The organism is Oceaniglobus trochenteri (assembly GCF_020529025.1).
GTDB lineage: Bacteria > Pseudomonadota > Alphaproteobacteria > Rhodobacterales > Rhodobacteraceae > Oceaniglobus > Oceaniglobus trochenteri.
Genome location: NZ_JACNMM010000002.1, coordinates 205,815 through 224,585, shown reverse-complemented (window position 1 = coordinate 224,585; position 18,771 = coordinate 205,815). Strand labels below are relative to the sequence as shown.

Sequence of the window (18,771 nt, the reverse complement as noted above, 5' to 3'; positions counted from 1 at the left end):
GGGCAGGGCCGAAACCCCGCACCCGCCCCGAGTCTCAGCCCGCGTCCTTGTAGCTGACACCCTTCACATCGGCGTCGGGGCCGGCCATTTCGCGCCGCAGCAGCAGGCGGTTCAGGGCCGCCACATAGGCCTTGGCGCTGGCCACGACGGTATCGGTATCGGCCGATTCACCGGTGACGATGCGGCCATTCTCCTCCATCCGGACGGTGACGGTGGCCTGGGCATCGGTGCCTTCGGTCACGGCGTGCACCTGGTAGAGTTGCAGCCGGGCATCGTGGCTGACCACCTGCTTGATCGCCTTGAAGGTGGCATCCACCGGACCGTCGCCGGTTGCGGTGACCTCGTGGTCGGTGCCATCGACGGTCAGGGTCAGCTCAGCCTTTTGCGGGCTTTCGGTGCCGCAGACGACGCGCAGGAACTTCACCTTCACCCGTTCGCCTTCGCCCTTGGACTGGTCGCGCATCAACGCTTCCAAGTCTTCTTCGTAGACCTCCTTCTTGCGGTCGGCCAGGTCCTTGAAGCGCACAAAGACGTCGTTCAATTGGTTGTCGGCCAGTTCGAACCCCAGTTCCTTCAGCTTGGCACGCAGGGCGGCGCGGCCCGAATGCTTGCCCAGGACAAGGTTGGTTTCCTTCAACCCCACGTCGGCGGGGCGCATGATTTCGAAGGTTTCGGCGTTCTTCAGCATCCCGTCCTGGTGGATGCCCGATTCATGTGCAAAGGCGTTCTTGCCCACGATGGCCTTGTTGAACTGTACCGGAAAGCCCGAGACGGTGGCGACACGGCGGCTGATGTGCATGATCTTCGTCGTGTCGATCCGGGTGTCCCAGGGCATGATGTCGCCCCGCACCCTCAGCGCCATCACCACCTCTTCCAGGGCGGTGTTGCCCGCGCGTTCGCCCAAGCCGTTGATCGTGCATTCGATCTGGCGCGCGCCCCCGGCCACCGCCGCCAGCGAATTGGCCGTCGCCATGCCCAGATCGTTGTGGCAGTGGGTGGCAAAGATCACCTCGTCCGCGCCGGGCACCTCGGCGATCAGCATGCGGATCAGGTCGGCGGATTCCACCGGCGCGGTATAGCCTACGGTATCGGGAATGTTGATGGTCGTCGCGCCGGCCTTGATGGCGATTTCCACCACCCGCTTCAGGTAATCCGCTTCCGTGCGGGTGGCATCCATGGGCGACCACTGGATGTTGTCGCTCAGGTTGCGGGCATGGGTCACGGTGTCGTGGATGCGCTCGGCCATCTCGTCCTGGTTCAGCTTGTGCATCTCGCGGTGCAGCGGGGACGTGCCGATGAAGGTGTGGATGCGCGGCTGCGCGGCGTGTTTCACCGCCTCCCAGCAGCGGTCGATGTCCTTGAAGTTGGCCCGCGCCAACCCGCAGATCACCGCGTCCTTGCTGCGCCTGGCGATTTCGCTGACGGCGTTGAAATCCCCTTCCGAGGCAATCGGAAACCCGGCCTCGATCACGTCGACGCCCATGTCGTCCAGCAGTTCGGCAATCTCCAGCTTTTCCGCATGGGTCATGGTGGCGCCGGGCGATTGTTCGCCGTCGCGCAGGGTGGTGTCGAAAATCACGACGCGGTCGCGTTTGGTGGTATCGGTCATGTCATTGGTATCCTTGGTGCTTCTGTTCTTCCGGCGCTGGTCCACCCCTGAGCGGTCGCGCCGAAGGCACGCTCAGAGGCGACTAAGAAGAAGCAGGCCGCGCAGGCCAAGCGGTGCCGTTTCGGCACTCAGGGCGGGGGTATGGGCGCGGTGTTCCATGGCGCAAACGATACCCGGCCGCGCCCGAATGTAAACCCCGAAATCGCCCGCTTGACGGGGCAGGGCGCGGGCCTAGCTCTGGCTCATGGAACAGGCACTGGTCATCGGGGCATCGGGCGGCATCGGGCGCGCCATCGCGGGCGAACTGCAGGGGCGGGTCGTTGCCGTCACCCCCCTGTCGCGCAGTGCAGACGGGCTCGACATCACCGACGAGGCCAGCATCGAACGCCACCTTGGCGCGCTTGCGGGCCCTTTCGATCTGGTTTTCGTGGCAACGGGCGCTTTGGTCATCGACGCAAGGCCGCCGGAAAAATCGCTCAGGGCACTTGAGGGCGGGGCGCTGGCGGCGCAGTTCGCCACCAATGCCATCGGCCCCGCGCTGATCCTGAAACACGCCCTGCGCCTTCTGCCGCGTGACCGGCGGGCAGTCTTCGCCGCCCTTTCGGCCCGGGTGGGCAGCATCGGCGACAATGGGTTGGGCGGCTGGCACGGATATCGCGCCTCCAAGGCGGCGCTGAACCAGTTCATCCATGGCGGCGCGATCGAACTGGCGCGCAGCCACCGCCAGGCCATCGCCGTCTGCCTGCACCCCGGCACCGTCGCAACCGCCTTCACCGCCGATTATCCCGACCACGCCAAGGTCACCCCCGAGGTGGCGGCGAAGAACCTGGTCGATGTCATCGCCGCGCTGGAACCGGCGCAATCGGGCGGGTTCTTCGATTATTCCGGCGCGACCATTCCGTGGTGAAACGCCTGATCCTCATCCTGGGCGATCAGCTTTCGCCTGATATCGCGGCGCTGCAACAGGCCACGAAGGACGACATGATCGTCATGGCCGAGGTTGGCGATGAAACCACCTATGTGGCCCATCACCCCAAGAAGATCGCCTTCGTGCTGGCCGCCATGCGCAAGTTCGCCGCCCGGCTGCGGGATGACGGCTGGCAGGTGGCCTATACCCGGCTGGACGATCCCGACAACGCCGGCTCGATCTGCGGCGAATTGCTGCGCCGCGCGGAGGAACACGGCGCGCAGGAGGTGCTTGCCACCGAACCGGGCGAATGGCGGCTGATCGACGCGCTGGCCCATTGCCCGCTGAAGGTGACACAGCTGCCCGACGACCGGTTCCTGGCCAGCCACGAGGATTTCGAACACTGGGCCGAAGGGCGCAAGCAGTTGCGGATGGAGTATTTCTATCGCGACATGCGCCGCAGGACGGGCCTGTTGATGGAGGGCGACGAACCGGCCGGCGGGCAGTGGAACTTCGATCACGACAACCGCAAGCCGGCACCCAAAGATATCGCCTTCAGCGGCCCGATGCAGTTCACCCCCGACGACACCGTGCACGAGGTGCTGGACCTGGTCGCGCAGCGGTTTCCCGACAATTTCGGCGATCTGAACCCCTTCTGGTTCGCCACCGACACCACCCAGGCGCGCCGGGCCCTGACCCATTTCATCACCCATGCCCTGCCGCGTTTCGGAGATTTCCAGGATGCCATGCTGGCCGACAACCGGTTTCTCTATCACGCGGGCATCTCGATGTATCTCAACACCGGCTTGCTGCACTGGCGCGAGGTCTGCGAGGCGGTGCAGCAGGCCTGGCGCGATGGTCAGGTGCCCATCAACGCCGCCGAAGGCTTCATCCGCCAGATCATCGGCTGGCGCGAATACATGCGCGGGATCTATTTCCTGCAGGGCCCCGAATATACGCAAGGCAACGCCCTGAACCATAGCCGCGATCTTCCCGCCCTCTACTGGGGCGGCAAGACGCGGATGCGTTGCATGGCAAAAGCCGTCGAACAGACCCGGGCCGAGGCCTATGCCCACCACATCCAGCGCCTGATGGTCACCGGCAACTTCGCCCTGATCGCGGGGATAGATCCGGGGCAGGTGCATGACTGGTATCTGGCGGTCTATGCCGATGCCTTCGAATGGGTCGAAGCACCCAACACCATCGGGATGAGCCAGTTCGCCGATGGCGGCATCATCGGCTCCAAGCCCTATGTCTCAAGCGGCAACTACATCTCGAAGATGTCGGATTACTGCAAGGGTTGCGCCTATGACGTGAAGGCCAGAACGGGCGAGGGGGCCTGTCCCTTCAACCTGCTCTACTGGGATTTCCTGAACCGCCACCGCGATCGTTTTGCCAGGAACCCGCGCATGGCCAACATGTACCGCACCTGGGACAGGATGGAGGAAAGCCACCGCAAGACCGTCATCAACGAGGCCGCCGCCCTGCTTGACAGGCTCGACGACGGCCAGGTGGTCTGACGCCCCCTCTTTCTTGCAAGAAATACTCGCGCCGCAGGCACCGCGCGTCAGCGCGGTTCCCTTCAGTTGCTCGAGGTCAGCGCGCCGTTCTCCCAGCCGCCCGAGGCCTCGTCGCCATTGGCATAGCGGATCGTGCCCTGGCCCTGACGCTTGCCCGCGACGAAGGACCCTTCGTAGACATCGCCGTTGGAATAGGTCGCCACGCCTTCGCCGTCCATCTCGCCGGCCTTCCAGCTTCCGGTGTAGGTAAAGCCGTCGGGCATGGTGATGGTGCCCTGGCCCTCGCGGGTGCCGTTGACGAAATCGCCTTCATAGACGGTGCCGTCGGGATAGGTGGCCTTGCCATTGCCGTTGCGCTGGCCGTCCTGCCAGGCGCCGGTATAGGTGTATCCGTCGGGATAGGTCATGGTGCCCTGGCCCGCGTTCAACCCGTTCACGAATTCGCCATCGTAGACCAGCCCGCTGGCATAGGTGGCCACGCCGGTGCCGTTGATGATGCCGGCCTTCCATTCGCCATCATAGGTGGCGCCGTCGCCATAGGTGATCTTGCCGGTGCCATCGGCCAGGTCATCGCGGAACTGGCCCACATAGACCGACCCGTCGGGATAGGTGACGGTGCCTTGCCCCTCGATCCGGCCGGCAACCCAATCGCCTTCATAGCGGTATCCATCGGTGGCCACGAAAACGCCCTGGCCCTCGCGCTTGTCGCCGCGGAACTCGCCCTCGTAGGTGGCGCCGTCGGCATAGGCCACCTTGCCCTGGCCCACACGCTCGCCGTTGACAAGGGCGCCCTCGTAGGTGTCGCCGTTGGGTTGGGTCAGAACGCCCTGGCCGGTGATCTCGCCATCGGCCCAGTCGCCCACATAGGTCAGCCCGTCGGGCATGGTCAGCGTGCCCTTGCCCGACCGCTTGCCATCCGCCATGTCGCCTTCGTAAACGGCGCCATCGGGATAGGTGATGGTGCCGCGCCCCTGTTTCACCCCGTTTTCCCAGTTGCCGTCATAGATATAGCCGTTGGGCGTCTCCATCCGGCCCAGGCCGTGATGCTGGGCGTTCAGGAAACCGCCCTCGTAGGTCACGCCGTTGGCATAGGTGGCATTGCCGGCGCCCTCGATCTTGCCGTCGACCCATTCGCCTTCGTAGGTGCCGCCGTCGGCAAAGGTGATCTTGCCGATCCCCTCGGGCTTGCCCTTGGCAAACTGGCCGACATAGACCGACCCGTTGGGAAAGCGCGCGGTGCCCTGACCCGAGATTTCGCCCTCGACCCATTCGCCGGTGTACTCATAGCCGTTGGGCAGGCGATAGGTGCCGGTGCCGTCCTGGCGGCCGTTCTTGAAGGTGCCTTCATAGACCCCGCCGTCGTCGTATTGCTTGGTGATGACATCGTCGCTCTGGGCATGGGCCGCGCCCAGCAGGGCGATGGCCGCAACCCCGCCCAAAAGCGCCCGTTTCACTGTCGCCATGGCTGATCTGTCGTGCTTCACCGGTGCCCCCATTTCCGCCGGAACGGCGGTATTCGTTATGTCAGACTTGCCTCAGCCTACCGCCCGCCCCGCGCCCCCGCAACGGTTTTTGCCCCGACCGGCAGGCCTGTGCCGCGGTGCGGTTTCGACCGGCTGCGCCTTTTCATTCGCGCGGCATCTGCTAATTGAGCCGGGACAAGCAGAAAGGCCGCCCCATGTCGCAGAAATTCCGCCTGACCCTTGCGCAGCTGAACCCCGTGGTGGGCGATCTGAAGGGCAACGCCGAACAGGCCCGCCGCGCATGGGAGGCCGGGCGCGACGCCGGGGCCGATCTTGTCGCGCTGCCCGAGATGTTCATCACCGGCTACAACGCCCAGGACCTGGTGCGCAAACCGATCTTCCACCAGACCGCCATCGCCACGATCGAGGCGCTGGCCGCCGACTGCGCCGACGGTCCGGCGCTGGCCATCGGCGGGCCCTGGGTCGAGGGTGCGCAGCTTTACAACGCCTATCACATCTGCCGGGGCGGCACGGTGGTGCACCGGGTGCTCAAGCACAACCTGCCCAACGAAACCGTCTTCGACGAGGTGCGGGTGTTCGACAGCGGCCCCCTGGGCGGCCCCTATTCGGTCGGGGATGTCCGTGTCGGTTCGCCCGTCTGCGAGGATGCCTGGCACCCCGAGGTGGCCGAGACATTGCAGGAAACGGGGGCCGAGTTCCTGCTGGTGCCCAACGGTTCGCCATATTACCGCGGCAAGCTGGATACCCGGTTCAACCAGATGGTGGCGCGGGTGGTCGAAACCGGCCTGCCGCTGATCTATCTCAACATGGTGGGCGGACAGGATGACCAGGTCTTCGACGGCGGATCGTTCGGGTTGAACCCCGGCGGCGAACTGGCCTTCCAGATGCCGCTGTTCGACCAGGAAATCGCCCATGTGGATCTCGAAAACACGCCCGAAGGCTGGCGCATCGCCAAGGGCCCCAAGGCCCATGTGCCCGACGCCTGGGAACAGGATTATCGCGTCATGGTCACGGCGCTGCGCGACTACATGGGCAAGACGGGGTTCAGGAAGGTGCTGCTGGGCATGTCGGGGGGCATCGACTCGGCGCTGGTGGCCACCATCGCCTGCGACGCGCTTGGCCCGGACAACGTGCGCTGCGTCATGCTGCCCTCGGAATATACCTCGGAAAGCTCGCTGGAGGATGCCAAGGACTGCGCAGAACGGCTGGGCGCGCGTTACGATTTCGTGCCGATCACCGAGGGGCGCGCGGCGATCACCAACACCCTCGCTCCGCTGTTCGAGGGCACGGAACCCGACCTGACCGAAGAGAACATCCAGAGCCGGCTGCGTGGCCTTCTGCTCATGGCGATCAGCAACAAGTTCGGCGGGATGCTCCTGACCACCGGCAACAAGTCCGAGGTCGCGGTGGGCTATGCCACGATCTATGGCGACATGGCGGGCGGCTACAATCCGATCAAGGAACTCTACAAGACCCGGGTGTTCGAGACCTGCCGCTGGCGCAACGCCAACCACCGCGACTGGATGATGGGCGCGGCGGGCGAGGTGATCCCGCCCCGCATCATCGACAAACCCCCGAGCGCCGAGCTGCGCGCCGATCAGAAGGACGAGGATTCGCTGCCCCCCTACGACGTGCTGGACGCGATCCTGGAACAGCTGATTGACCTCGATGCCTCGGTCGCCGATGTCGTCGCCCTTGGCTATGACCGCGAGACGGTGAAACGGGTCGAACACCTGATCTACATCTCGGAGTACAAGCGCTTCCAGGCCGCGCCCGGCGCGCGACTGACCAAGCGCTCGTTCTGGCTGGACCGCCGCTATCCCATCGTCAACCGCTGGCGCGATCCCGGCGGAGCGTAATCCAGAGGCGCGCCTGCGGCGCATTCGACATGCGCCCTTTGGGCGGTTGGCGCCCGGTCTGGCTGTCTTGCAAGGCTTGCAGCCGGATGGCTGCGCCGCGCGGGCAGGCGCCTCCGGCGGGGATATTTGAAGGACCAAAGATGTGAAGGTCTTTTCTCCATCTTTGGTCCTGAAATATCCTCGGGGGGAGCGGCGCAGCCGCGGGGGGCAGACAGCCCTCCCTTTCGGACCTGTCAGCCTTTCAGCATCATCTGGTAGCTGACCGGAACATAGTGGAAGCCGCCTTCGCCGCGCGTCTCGACGTAGCCGAGGCCGGGGAAGGGCATGTGGTAGCCCACCAGGGGGATGCGGTCGGCGGCCACCATGCCCAGGATCTTCTTGCGGCTTTCGGCGGCGGCGGCCTTGTCGGCGTCGAATTTCACCTCCCATTCGGGATAGGCGAGGGACCAGACATAATGGTTGGCCGTATCCGCCATGAGCAGGAGGCGGTCGCTTCCGGATTCAAGGTGATAGGCCATGTGCCCCGGTGTGTGACCGAAGGCCGAGACCGCGGTGATGCCGGGCAGGGGGCTGTCGCCATCCTTGAGGAAGCTCATCCTGTCGGCGAGCGGTGCGACCTTGGCCTTGAAGCCGTCGTTGTCCATCTTCGACCAGGCGTCGTATTCCACCTGGCCCGTGACGTATTTCGCGTTGGGGAAGGTGGGGGCATCGCCCGCCATGAGGCCGCCGATATGATCGCCGTGCATGTGGGTGATGACGACGGTGGTGATGTCTTCGGGCGCATGGCCGGCGGCGGCGAGGGCCGTCCTGATGCCGTCAGGGTCGGTTCCGGTGTCGAACAGGACCACTTCGTCACCCGTTGCGACGACGGTTGGGGTAAAGAAGAACTGCGCCGCGTCGGTGGGCAGGAAGTTCTGGCTGCTGACCTCGGCGAAATCCTCGGACGGGACATTCATGCCGAAAATGCTCTGGGGATCGGGCACCGTCCGGGTGCCGGCCAGGAGGGTGCTGACCTTGAAATCACCGATGGCGAAGGCGTGGTGGCGCGGGGCAGGGGCGGCACCGCTGTGGGCCTCGGCAAGGGCCGGGCTGGCCAGACCTGCAAGGGCGGCGGCGCCGGGCAGGGTTGCGGCGCCGGCAAGGGCGGCGCGGCGGGTCAGAAAGGGTGAGGACATTGGCGATCTCCCGTAAATGAATGAACAGATGGGGGAGAGATAGGGCGAATGTGCGGCCCGGCCAGCGATGCGCAGGGTCTGTGCGTCGCCGCGCAGGTCATTCCCACCAGCGATCGACGCTGGCGATATCGTCGTCGTCCCACCCGAAATGATGCGCCATTTCATGCACCAGCACGTGGGTCACCAGGTCGGCCAGGCCGATATCGCCGCGGGCGGCCCATTCATCGAGGATCGGGCGGCGGAACAGCCAGATGGTATCGGGGCCGGTCGGTTGGTCGAGCACGGATTTCTGCGTCAGGGGGATTCCGTCGTAAAGCCCGGTGAGTTCGAAGGGATCGTCGATCTGCATGTCGCGCAGGATGTGGTCGGGGGCGAAATCCTCGACTCGCAGAAGCACCTGCATCGCCCCGTCGCGGAAGGGGGCGGGCAGGGCGGCGCGCGCCGCTTCGGCGAGGGATTCGATCAGGGCAAGATCGGGGGCGGTGTCGGGCGTATCGTCCATGGCGGCACTATGCCTGCGGGGGGCGGGGTTGCAAGAGGCGTCGGGCAGTAGCCGCCGCCGGCGCGGCGGGCCTCCGGCGGGGATATTTGCAGGACCAAAGATGCGGATCGCTGCGCCATTCTGGACAAGATGGCCGGGTTGTGGAATGGACAGCGCAACAGGAGTTTGCCCATGACCACCACCCGTTTCGCCCCGTCGCCCACCGGATACATCCATATCGGCAACCTGCGCACCGCGCTGATGAACTGGATGATCGCGCGCAAGGCGGGGGGCACCTTCATTTTGCGGCTGGACGACACAGACCCGGAACGCAGCAAACAGGAATACGCCGACGCCATCCAGGAAGACCTGGAATGGCTGGGCCTGACCTGGGACCGGATCGAGCGTCAGAGCGCGCGGCTGGACCGCTATCATGCGGCGGCCGACACCCTGCGCGACAAGGGGCGCTTCTATGAGGGTTTCGAAACCCCGGTCGAACTGGACCTGAAGCGCAAGAAGCAGCTGAACATGGGCAAGCCACCGGTCTATGACCGTGCCGCGCTGGCGCTGTCCGAGGATGAGAAGGCCCGCCTGCGCGCCGAGCGCGACCCGCACTGGCGGTTCCTTCTGGACCAGGAGCGGATCACCTGGACCGATGGCATCCTGGGCGACATATCCATCGATGCCGCCAGCGTCAGCGATCCGGTGCTGATCCGGGGCGACGGGCAGGTTCTCTATACCCTGGCCTCGGTCGTGGACGACACCGAGATGGGCGTGACCCATGTGGTGCGCGGCAGCGACCATGTGACCAACACCGCCACCCAGATCCAGATCATGGCGGCACTGGGCCATGGCCACCCCGAGTTCGCCCACCATTCGCTTTTGACCGGGCCGCAGGGCGAGGCGCTGTCAAAACGCCTGGGCACCCTGTCGCTGCGCGATCTGCGGGCCGGCGGGGTCGAGCCGATGGCGCTGCTTTCGCTGATGGCGCGGCTGGGATCGTCGCAGCCGGTCGAATTGCGCAGTAGCCTGGATGAGCTGGTGGAGGGCTTCGACATCTCGCATTTCGGTGTCGCGCCCACCAAGTTCGACGCCGAGGATCTGAAGCCGCTGACCGCCCGCGCCGTGGCCGCCATGCCCTTCGCCCGGGTCAAGGACGAGATCGCCGGACTGGGCGTGCCCGACGACAAGGCGGCGCAATTCTGGGAGGTGGTGAAGGACAATGTCGCCACCCGCGCCGGGATGGCTGATTGGTGGGCGATGATGCGCGATGGCGCCACCCCCGACGTCGCCGAGGAAGACCGCGAATTCGTGGCGCAGGCGCTGGAGATGCTGCCGCCGCCCCCCTATGGCCCCGAGACCTGGGCCAATTGGACCGGCGCGGTGAAAGAGGCGACCGGTCGCAAGGGCAAGGGGCTGTTCATGCCGCTGCGCAAGGCGGTGACCGGCCAGGCCCGCGGCCCCGAGATGGCCGATCTCATGCCGCTGCTCGAAAAGGCTCCAAAGCTCTGAGAGGGCGCCGCGCCCGGTCCGTTCAGGCGGGGACCGGGCGCACGCCGACCCCGGCAAGGCCCCGGTCGACAAGGGCGCGTTCATCGTCGTTCAACGTCTGGTGGCGCGGATAGCGGGGTGCGCCGCGGTCATCCAGGACCGGGGCGTCCCAGCCATCGGTGGTGGCGAAGAACCGTGCCACGCCCTCGGCGCCGAATTCGCGCAGGAACCCCTGTATCACGGCATCGAGATAGCTGAGCAGGATGTGGCGTGGCGTTTCGGGCGCCCCGTGCCGACCCTCGGCGATGGAGTAGACGGCGGCATCTGCCGCGTCGATCCGCACCGCCACCCTCTCATAGCCGGTTTCGCGCAGGTCCAGCGCGGCCCAGTCGCCGCCGGGCACCCGGGCCAGCACCCCGTCGATGGTGGTATCGGCATGGGGCACCGCCGTCAGGAAGGCGGTTTCGCTGATGTCGGTGTGGCGCCAGACACGCCGCCAACCGGCAAGCCGCGCCGGGCGCAGATCGGGATAGGCATGGGTCGCGCGATTGACGAGCGAGCCATAGCCAAAGAACATCGGGTCAATCATGGCCGCAATCTGCCCCCGGAGACATGGCGAGCACAAGTGGCAATTCTTGCCCTTGCAAAATCGTCCGCCGGACGGAATAGTCGGCCCGTCAGCGACGGGAGAATCCGCGGGGCCCGCGCCCCCGGTGCCGAAGGAGCAACCGCCCCGGTAAACTCTCAGGCCAAAGGACCGCCGCCGACCAACAGACTCTGGAGAGAGGCGCCATGGCGTCCGCCGAAGGGATAGCGATCTCAGGCAAAGGGACAGAGGGGGCAGGTCAGACGGCGCAGAGAGCGCCGCAGAATTTGCCCGGCCATGCGCCGGAGAGGGGACGGATGGCGATGGGCGACTTGCAACAGACGGCACTGCACGATCTGCATGTCGAGGCAGGGGCGAAGATGGTGCCCTTCGCGGGCTATTCCATGCCGGTGCAATATCCCCTTGGCGTCATGAAGGAACACCTGCACTGCCGCGCCGAAGCGGGGCTGTTCGACGTGTCGCACATGGGGCAGGTCAGGCTGCGCGCCCGTTCGGGGCAGGCCGGGGATGGGGCGCTGGCCTTGGAAAGGCTGGTGCCGGTCGATCTGCTGGGCCTTGCCGAGGGGCGCCAGCGCTATGGCATGTTCACCAACGACGAAGGGGGGCTGCGTGACGACCTGATGATCGCCAACATGGGCGATCACCTGTTTGTGGTGGTCAATGCCGCCTGCAAGGCCGACGACATCGCCCATATGCGCAGCCATCTCTCGGACGATTGTGAGATCGAGGAACTGGACGACCGCGCGCTGCTGGCCCTTCAGGGCCCGGCGGCGGAAGATGTGCTGTCGTCCCTCGTGCCGGATGTCAGGGCGATGCGCTTCATGGACGTGATCGCCGTCGATACCCTTTTCGGGCCGCTGACGATTTCCCGCTCGGGCTATACCGGCGAGGACGGATTCGAGGTGTCGGTGCCCAACGCCGCCGCCCCCGATCTGGCGCGCGCGCTGCTGGCCCATGATGCGGTCGCGTGGATCGGGCTTGGCGCGCGCGATTCCCTGCGCCTTGAGGCCGGGCTGTGCCTTTACGGCAATGACATCGACGCCACCACCACCCCGGTCGAGGCGGCGCTGACCTGGGCGATCCAGAAGGCCCGCCGGGCGGGCGGCGCACGCGAGGGGGGCTTTCCCGGCGCCGACATCGTGCTGGCGCAGATGGCCGACGGCGCGGCGCGCCGCCGCGTGGGCCTGCGCCCTGAAGGCCGTGCCCCGGTGCGGGCGGGGGTGGTCCTGTTCGACAGTGAAAGCGGCGGCCAGGAGGTGGGCACCGTCACCTCGGGGGCCTATGGCCCCAGCATCGAGGCGCCGATGTCCATGGGCTATGTCCCGACCCCCCTCGCCAGCCCGGGCACGACGCTTTATGCCGAATTGCGCGGGCGGCGGCATCCGGTCACCGTGGTCGAGATGCCCTTCCGCCCCGCCACGTTCAAACGCTGATCCAACAAGGAACCTGCCCATGAAATACACCGAAGAACACGAATGGCTGCGCGTCGAGGATGATGTCGTCGTCGTCGGCATCACCGATCACGCAGCCGAACAGCTGGGCGATCTGGTTTTCGTCGAACTGCCCGAGGAAGGGCGCATGGTGGTGAAGGATGAAGAGGTCGTGGTGATCGAATCGGTCAAGGCTGCCTCCGACATCATGGCCCCCGTCGACGGCGAGATCGTCGAGGTCAACGAGGCCCTGGTCGACAATCCCGCCCTGGTCAACGAGGACGCGACCGGCAATGGCTGGTTCTTCAAGATGAAGCTTGAGGATCTGTCGGTGCTGGACGACATGATGGACGAGGACGCCTACATCAAGTTCATCGGCTGACCGAAGCCCCGAACGATCGAATGCCTTTGGCGGGGCAAGCGGCGACCGAAGATGGAACCGGCCAGGCCCCATCTTTGGTCTGAAAATATCCTCGCCGAAGGCCAGGGTCCGCGCAGCGGAGCCTTCCCTTGTTGCCCGGAGAGTGCCATGACCTTCACCCCCACCGACTATCGCCCCTATGATTTCGCCAATCGCCGCCACATCGGCCCGTCGCCCGCCGAAATGGACGAGATGCTGGCGGTGCTGGGGGTCAACTCGCTGGACGAGCTGATCGATCAGACCGTCCCCAAGGCGATCCGCCAGGCCGAGCCGCTGGAGTTCGGCAAGCCGAAATCCGAGCGTGAGCTGCTTTGGTTCATGAACCAGGTGGCCAAGAAGAACCAGGTCTTCTCGTCCATGATCGGGCAGGGGTATCACGGCACCGTCACGCCCCCGGCAATCCAGCGCAACATCCTGGAAAACCCCGCCTGGTACACGGCCTATACCCCCTATCAGCCCGAGATCAGCCAGGGGCGGCTCGAGGCGCTTTTGAACTATCAGACCATGGTCTGCGACCTGACCGGGCTCGACGTGGCCAATGCCTCGCTGCTGGACGAGGCGACGGCGGCGGCCGAGGCGATGACCATGGCGCAGCGCACCGCAAAGTCGAAGGCCAATGCCTTCTTCGTCGATGAAAACTGCCACCCCCAGAACATCGCCGTGATCCGCACCCGGGCCGAGCCTCTGGGGATTGAGGTGATCGTCGGCGCGCCCGATGCGCTTGAGGCCGACAAGGTGTTCGGCGCGGTGTTCCAGTATCCGGGCACCCATGGCCACCTGCGCGATTTCACCGACGAGATTTCGGCCCTGCACGCGGCCAAGGCCATCGGGATCGTCATTGCCGATCCGCTGGCCCTGACCCTTCTGAAGGAACCGGGCGCCATGGGGGCCGATATCGCCGTGGGCAGCACCCAGCGCTTTGGCGTGCCGCTGGGCTATGGTGGGCCGCATGCCGCCTATATGGCCTGCAAGGACGCGCTGAAACGTTCCATGCCCGGGCGCATCGTCGGCGTGTCGGTGGATGCCCGCGGCAACAAGGCCTATCGCCTGTCGCTGCAAACCCGCGAACAGCACATCCGCCGTGAAAAGGCGACATCGAACGTGTGCACGGCCCAGGCCCTGCTGGCGGTCATGGCGTCGTTTTACGCGGTGTTCCACGGCCCCGAGGGGCTGAAGGCCATCGCCCAGCGGATTCACCGCAAGGCGGTGCGCGTGGCAAAGACGCTCGAGGCGCAGGGATATTCCGTTGAGCCGGGCGATTTCTTCGACACCATCACCGTCGAATGCGGCGCCCTGCGCGGTGCCATCCTCGACGAGGCGCGGCGCCAGAAGATCAACCTGCGCGTCGTGGGTGATACGAAACTGGGCATCACGCTTGACGAAACCACCCGCCCCGAAACGGTGGAACGCCTCTGGGATGCCTTCGGCATTCACGGCAAGCGCGACGACCTGAGCCAGGATTACCGCATCCCCGACGCCCTGCTGCGCAGCAGTGAATACCTGACCCATCCGGTCTTCCACATGAACCGCGCGGAAACCGAGATGATGCGCTACATGCGCCGCCTGTCCGACCGTGACCTGGCGCTGGATCGTGCCATGATCCCTCTCGGCTCCTGCACCATGAAGCTGAACGCGGCGGTCGAGATGATGCCGATCACCTGGCCCGAATTCAGCCTGATCCACCCCTTCGCGCCCACCGACCAGGTGCAGGGCTATGCCGAGATGCTGGAGGATCTGAGCGCCAAGCTGTGCCAGATCACCGGCTATGACGCCATGTCGATGCAGCCCAACAGCGGCGCGCAGGGCGAATATGCGGGCCTTCTGACGATCATGGCCTATCACAGGGCCAATGGGGACGAGGGGCGGCGCGTCTGCCTGATTCCGGTCAACGCCCATGGCACCAACCCGGCCAGCGCCCAGATGTGCGGCATGAAGGTGGTGGTGGTGAAATGCACCGCGCGCGGCGATATCGACGTCGAGGATTTCCGCGCCAAGGCCGAGGCGGCGGGCGATGCCCTGGCGGCCTGCATGATCACCTATCCCTCCACCCACGGCGTGTTCGAGGAGACGGTGAAGGAGGTCTGCGAGATCACCCACAAGCACGGCGGCCAGGTCTATCTTGACGGGGCGAACCTGAACGCCATGGTCGGGCTGGCCAAGCCCGGGGAGATCGGCAGCGACGTGTCGCACCTGAACCTGCACAAGACCTTCTGCATCCCCCACGGCGGCGGTGGCCCCGGGATGGGCCCCATCGGCGTCAAGGCGCACCTGGCGCCGCACCTGCCGGGCCACCCCGAACTGGGCACCGAGGCACCGGTCAGCGGCGCGCCCTATGGCTCGGCTTCGATCCTGCCGATCTCATGGGCCTATTGCCTGCTCATGGGTGGGGCGGGTCTGACCCAGGCGACGAAGGTGGCGATCCTGAACGCCAACTACATCGCCAAGCGGCTCGAAGGGGCCTATGACGTGCTTTACAAGGGCAGCGAGGGGCGCGTCGCGCACGAGTGCATCCTTGACACGCGCCCCTTCGAGAAATCGGCCCAGGTCACCGTGGATGATATTGCCAAGCGCCTGATCGACAACGGTTTCCACGCGCCCACCATGTCATGGCCGGTGGCCGGCACGCTGATGGTGGAACCCACCGAAAGCGAAACCAAGGCCGAGCTTGACCGCTTTTGCGATGCCATGCTGGACATCCGCGATGAGATCCGAAGGATCGAAGAGGGCGGCGAGGCCGAGAACAACCCCCTCAAGAACGCCCCCCACACGGTCGAGGATCTGGTGGGCGACTGGGATCGTCCCTACAGCCGCGAACAGGGGTGCTATCCCAAGGGCGCCTTCCGCGTCGACAAGTACTGGCCGCCGGTGAACCGGGTCGACAACGTCTATGGGGACAGGCACCTGGTCTGCACCTGCCCCCCGCTCGAAGCCTATCAGGACGCGGCCGAGTGAAGCGCGGGTAGCCGCGCCATCACCCGGCGCAGGCGCTCTCGGTCAGCTTCAAGCGTGAGCGCCTCGAACGCCCGTTCCATCGAACGCCGGGACGCGTCCCGCGCGGCCCGTGTCAGATCGGAGTTGTGGGTTTTTGCCAGGGCCGCCAACACCTTTTGCAGGCGGATGTGCACCTCAAGCTGCGCGGCACCGTCGCGCGCGATGGGGTCGAAGGCATCGCGCATCAGGCCCTCGGCCGAAAGCGGCTCCATGTAGAGGCGCGGGTATGCAGGCTCGCGGTCCTTGTCCAGCGCCATGGGCGAGTTGCCCCAGCGGGTCAGGATGCGCTGCTGGCGGGTCAGAACGTCGATGGCGGTGCCCGGATCGTTGATTCCCGGCGACAGGGCGCGTTGCCCGATCTCGCTCAGCACGATGATGCCAAAGCGCGGGTCCTGGTCGAAGACGCGGCTGTCGCCCAGGGACAGGGCATCGCACAGGGCGTCGTCGTCGATGTCGCCGGTGACATGCATCACCGTATCGCCTTCGGACACCAGGCCACCGGGGCGCACGATGATGGCGATCTTGCCGTCGGCCTCTTCGGCCAGGTCTGAAAGCTTCTGCATCGCGATATGCTGCACATAGCCCGCCCGCTTGCTTTTCACTTCGCGGCCCACCGGATCGCCCACCAGGCCCGTCGCGCCCAGGCTGGGCATCTCCATCCAGGTTTCCAGGGCGGCTTCGGCGGCATGTTCCACCTTGCGGGTGGTTTCGATCATGCTGCCCAGGTTGGTCAGATGCGCGATCCAGCGCAGGATCGACACCACGACAAGCGCGATCACGATGATGGTGAAGATCAGCATCACCGTCACCGACTTGCCGGAATAGACATGGGTGCCCAGGGTGATCAGCCCCACGAGCGAGAACAGGAAGGCGCCAAGGAAGGTGGCCAGGACGTTCTGCGTCGTCGTGTCCTCAAGCAGGATCTGGTGGGATCGGGGCGTCACCTGGGACGAGGCCGACTGACGCGCCGAAACCATGACCGAGAGCGAGAAGATGACCACCGAAAGCATGCCCGTCGCGACGATCTTCAGGATGTCGCCCAAGGCTTCGACGGTCACGCTGTCTTCCAGCGCGTCGGGCACCAGCGCCGACAGGAACGATGAACTGGCCACCGCGACAAGGCTGAGGCTGCCGATCAGCGCCGACCTGACCCAGACCTTGCGGGACCAGCGGCGCAATCGCCAGAAGGTTTGCGAAATGATCTTTGGTGTGAACGCCATGAAAACTCCATTCCCGGTCCTTGCGAGGGCGACTCGGACCCGCCCTTTGCGCGCCGTCCATCTTGACAGTTTCGACGGGATCGTCCACATGCAGATCAGTGGGGTCGTAGCTCAGTTGGGAGAGCGCGTCGTTCGCAATGACGAGGTCGTCGGTTCGATCCCGATCGACTCCACCACTTTTCTCACCAGTTCAGCCAGCTGCCGGTTTTGCCTTGGATCGCGTTTTTGCGGGTTGCTAGGTCGTGCGCCGGCATTGCCGCATTTGGGGAAAGCTGCGTGGATTGCGTATCAAATGACCCGCTTCACCGGGCCGCGTGGTCGGGGCATCTCCGCGAAATCGCGTCATTGAATGGAGGAGGTTGTCGGGCTTATCGCCCAAAGGTAGAAATTGGCATTCAAAGATAAACTTTGGATTGCACTTTGCCCTGATTTCCCTTGTCATGCGACACAATGCAGACGCCGAGCAAAACAATTCGGCAGCCCAAGGGGTGAGGATTCTAGAAACCGGTCTTTGCGCAATTCATCGTGGCATCCAATGATGCCAGATCGCAAATCCCCTTGGCATTCATCCGGCAAGTCATTCAATAGACAATGTAAAGTGACGTTCTGGTGCGGCGTGCCGTCCATCGGGCCGCAGTTTTCATGATGCCCTGCCATTGCCGCTTTTCGCGGCCACAGATTTTCATTGATCAGGAGAAAGAACGTGACCTTTTGCAAACATGGCCGGTGCATCCTGCTGACCGGCGCCATGGGGTTCATTGCGGGCTGTGGCGACACGGCTTCCCATGGCGGCTTTTCCGATCCTTCGGTAACCTCGGGCCCGTCGAGTGTTTCGATATTGGAGCTGAACGCCACGGACGGCACCGTCACCACCACGAACGGCACGCTCGATGGAGATGGCAATAGGATTGCGGCTGGCGTTCTCAAGGGGTCAATTGATGCGCCACTTACGACCGTCTCTGGCCCGGACGGTCTGAGGGTGTCGATCCACGAGGGATCGACCGACTACGTCCGCTTCTTTGATGCCGAAAGCGTCGATGGAGAGTTGGTCCGCGGGGTCATCGGCTTCCCGACCCCGAGTGGCAGTCCGCCCCGACATCTTTCGACGTGGACAGGCAGCTCGGAGGTCAGGGTGCATGCCGAAAAAGAGGTCATCTTCGATCTGAAGGGTGATGTGCGGGTAATAGCCGATCTGGATTCCCTGACATTTGATACCGATCTCATCAACCTTGAGGGACAACATTTCAAATCGGACGGCACGGAAGAATACGTCACCGATGTCGGAACACTCTCGATCGACGGGTACTATCACGGGTCACACGAACCCGGGGATCTGAAGGCGCGGATGGACAGTGACGTGATCTTCACTGCGGGAGAGTTGAGCCCCTATGCGGATGTCAAGATGTCCATGATGCAATACGGCCCCGGCGGTGAGGAGATGGGCGGCGCGATCCTGATCGACAACTATATTTATCCAAACAGCAAAGTATTTGCCTTGCGGATCTCTGGCCGCTTCGTGGCAACAGAGCAGCCTTCGGTGCCGGGGGGGACGGCCCCGGTACCATAGTTTCGGGGC

14 protein-coding genes, 1 tRNA gene and 1 riboswitch are annotated in these 18,771 nt (G+C 64.9%); of the genes, 9 read left to right on the top strand and 6 right to left on the bottom strand.

Annotated elements, in window-relative coordinates; translation table 11 throughout:
• Positions 1-34 precede the first annotated feature (34 nt).
• Positions 35-1,609 (bottom strand): 2-isopropylmalate synthase, encoded by a 1,575-nt coding sequence (locus H7828_RS01310; RefSeq protein ID WP_226779133.1) that lies wholly within the window; start codon positions 1,607-1,609, stop codon positions 35-37.
• Positions 1,610-1,853: 244 nt separating this feature from the next.
• Here H7828_RS01310 and H7828_RS01305 point away from each other — a divergent pair, with 244 nt between their 5' ends.
• Together H7828_RS01305 and H7828_RS01300 are read left to right on the top strand one after the other, a co-directional pair.
• Positions 1,854-2,516: an SDR family NAD(P)-dependent oxidoreductase gene (locus H7828_RS01305; RefSeq protein ID WP_226779132.1), complete on the top strand. Its 663-nt coding sequence runs from the start codon at positions 1,854-1,856 to the stop codon at positions 2,514-2,516.
• The gene (locus H7828_RS01300; RefSeq protein WP_342592276.1) at positions 2,510-4,036 is read left to right on the top strand and encodes a cryptochrome/photolyase family protein; all 1,527 of its coding nucleotides are present in this window, start codon (positions 2,510-2,512) and stop codon (positions 4,034-4,036) included. Before H7828_RS01305 ends, H7828_RS01300 begins: the two co-directional genes overlap by 7 nt.
• Positions 4,037-4,098: 62 nt before the next feature.
• Here H7828_RS01300 and H7828_RS01295 read toward each other — a convergent pair whose 3' ends face one another.
• Complete coding sequence (locus tag H7828_RS01295; protein ID WP_226779130.1) at positions 4,099-5,499, bottom strand: MORN repeat-containing protein; 1,401 nt, start codon at positions 5,497-5,499, stop codon at positions 4,099-4,101.
• 215 nt (positions 5,500-5,714) lie between these two features.
• Here H7828_RS01295 and H7828_RS01290 point away from each other — a divergent pair, with 215 nt between their 5' ends.
• Positions 5,715-7,379, top strand: a complete 1,665-nt coding sequence (locus tag H7828_RS01290) for an NAD+ synthase (protein WP_226779129.1) — start codon at positions 5,715-5,717, stop codon at positions 7,377-7,379.
• 233 nt (positions 7,380-7,612) lie between these two features.
• On the opposite strand, the gene H7828_RS01285 is transcribed toward H7828_RS01290, so the two are convergent.
• Positions 7,613-8,554 (bottom strand): MBL fold metallo-hydrolase, encoded by a 942-nt coding sequence (locus H7828_RS01285; protein ID WP_226779128.1) that lies wholly within the window; start codon positions 8,552-8,554, stop codon positions 7,613-7,615.
• Positions 8,555-8,651: 97 nt separating this feature from the next.
• Entirely contained in the window at positions 8,652-9,056 is a 405-nt protein-coding gene (locus H7828_RS01280) for a metallopeptidase family protein (protein WP_226779127.1), read from the bottom strand.
• Positions 9,057-9,227: 171 nt separating this feature from the next.
• On the opposite strand from H7828_RS01280, the gene gltX reads away from it, so the two are divergent.
• A complete protein-coding gene (gene gltX / locus H7828_RS01275) occupies positions 9,228-10,547 on the top strand; it encodes a glutamate--tRNA ligase (protein ID WP_226779126.1) in 1,320 nt (439 codons plus the stop codon).
• 22 nt (positions 10,548-10,569) lie between these two features.
• Here gltX and H7828_RS01270 read toward each other — a convergent pair whose 3' ends face one another.
• Entirely contained in the window at positions 10,570-11,115 is a 546-nt protein-coding gene (locus H7828_RS01270) for a gamma-glutamylcyclotransferase family protein (protein ID WP_226779125.1), read from the bottom strand.
• Positions 11,116-11,200: 85 nt separating this feature from the next.
• A riboswitch (glycine riboswitch) is annotated at positions 11,201-11,296 on the top strand.
• A gap of 139 nt (positions 11,297-11,435) precedes the next feature.
• Between H7828_RS01270 and gcvT the strand changes: the two genes are divergently transcribed.
• From gcvT to gcvP, 3 genes are all read left to right on the top strand, one after another.
• Complete coding sequence (gene gcvT / locus H7828_RS01265; RefSeq protein ID WP_226779124.1) at positions 11,436-12,566, top strand: glycine cleavage system aminomethyltransferase GcvT; 1,131 nt, start codon at positions 11,436-11,438, stop codon at positions 12,564-12,566.
• Positions 12,567-12,585: 19 nt separating this feature from the next.
• Positions 12,586-12,945, top strand: a complete 360-nt coding sequence (gene gcvH / locus H7828_RS01260; RefSeq protein ID WP_226779123.1) for a glycine cleavage system protein GcvH — start codon at positions 12,586-12,588, stop codon at positions 12,943-12,945.
• A gap of 147 nt (positions 12,946-13,092) precedes the next feature.
• Entirely contained in the window at positions 13,093-15,936 is a 2,844-nt protein-coding gene (gcvP, locus tag H7828_RS01255) for an aminomethyl-transferring glycine dehydrogenase (protein ID WP_226779122.1), read from the top strand.
• Here gcvP and H7828_RS01250 read toward each other — a convergent pair.
• The gene (locus tag H7828_RS01250) at positions 15,918-17,195 is read right to left on the bottom strand and encodes a DUF2254 domain-containing protein (protein ID WP_226779121.1); all 1,278 of its coding nucleotides are present in this window, start codon (positions 17,193-17,195) and stop codon (positions 15,918-15,920) included. The two genes, gcvP and H7828_RS01250, sit on opposite strands and share 19 nt — an antisense overlap.
• A gap of 100 nt (positions 17,196-17,295) precedes the next feature.
• Between H7828_RS01250 and H7828_RS01245 the strand changes: the two genes are divergently transcribed.
• Positions 17,296-17,371: transfer RNA gene (locus tag H7828_RS01245), tRNA-Ala, on the top strand.
• Between the two features lie 527 nt (positions 17,372-17,898).
• Complete coding sequence (locus tag H7828_RS01240) at positions 17,899-18,762, top strand: hypothetical protein (protein WP_226779120.1); 864 nt, start codon at positions 17,899-17,901, stop codon at positions 18,760-18,762.
• Positions 18,763-18,771: the final 9 nt, after the last annotated feature.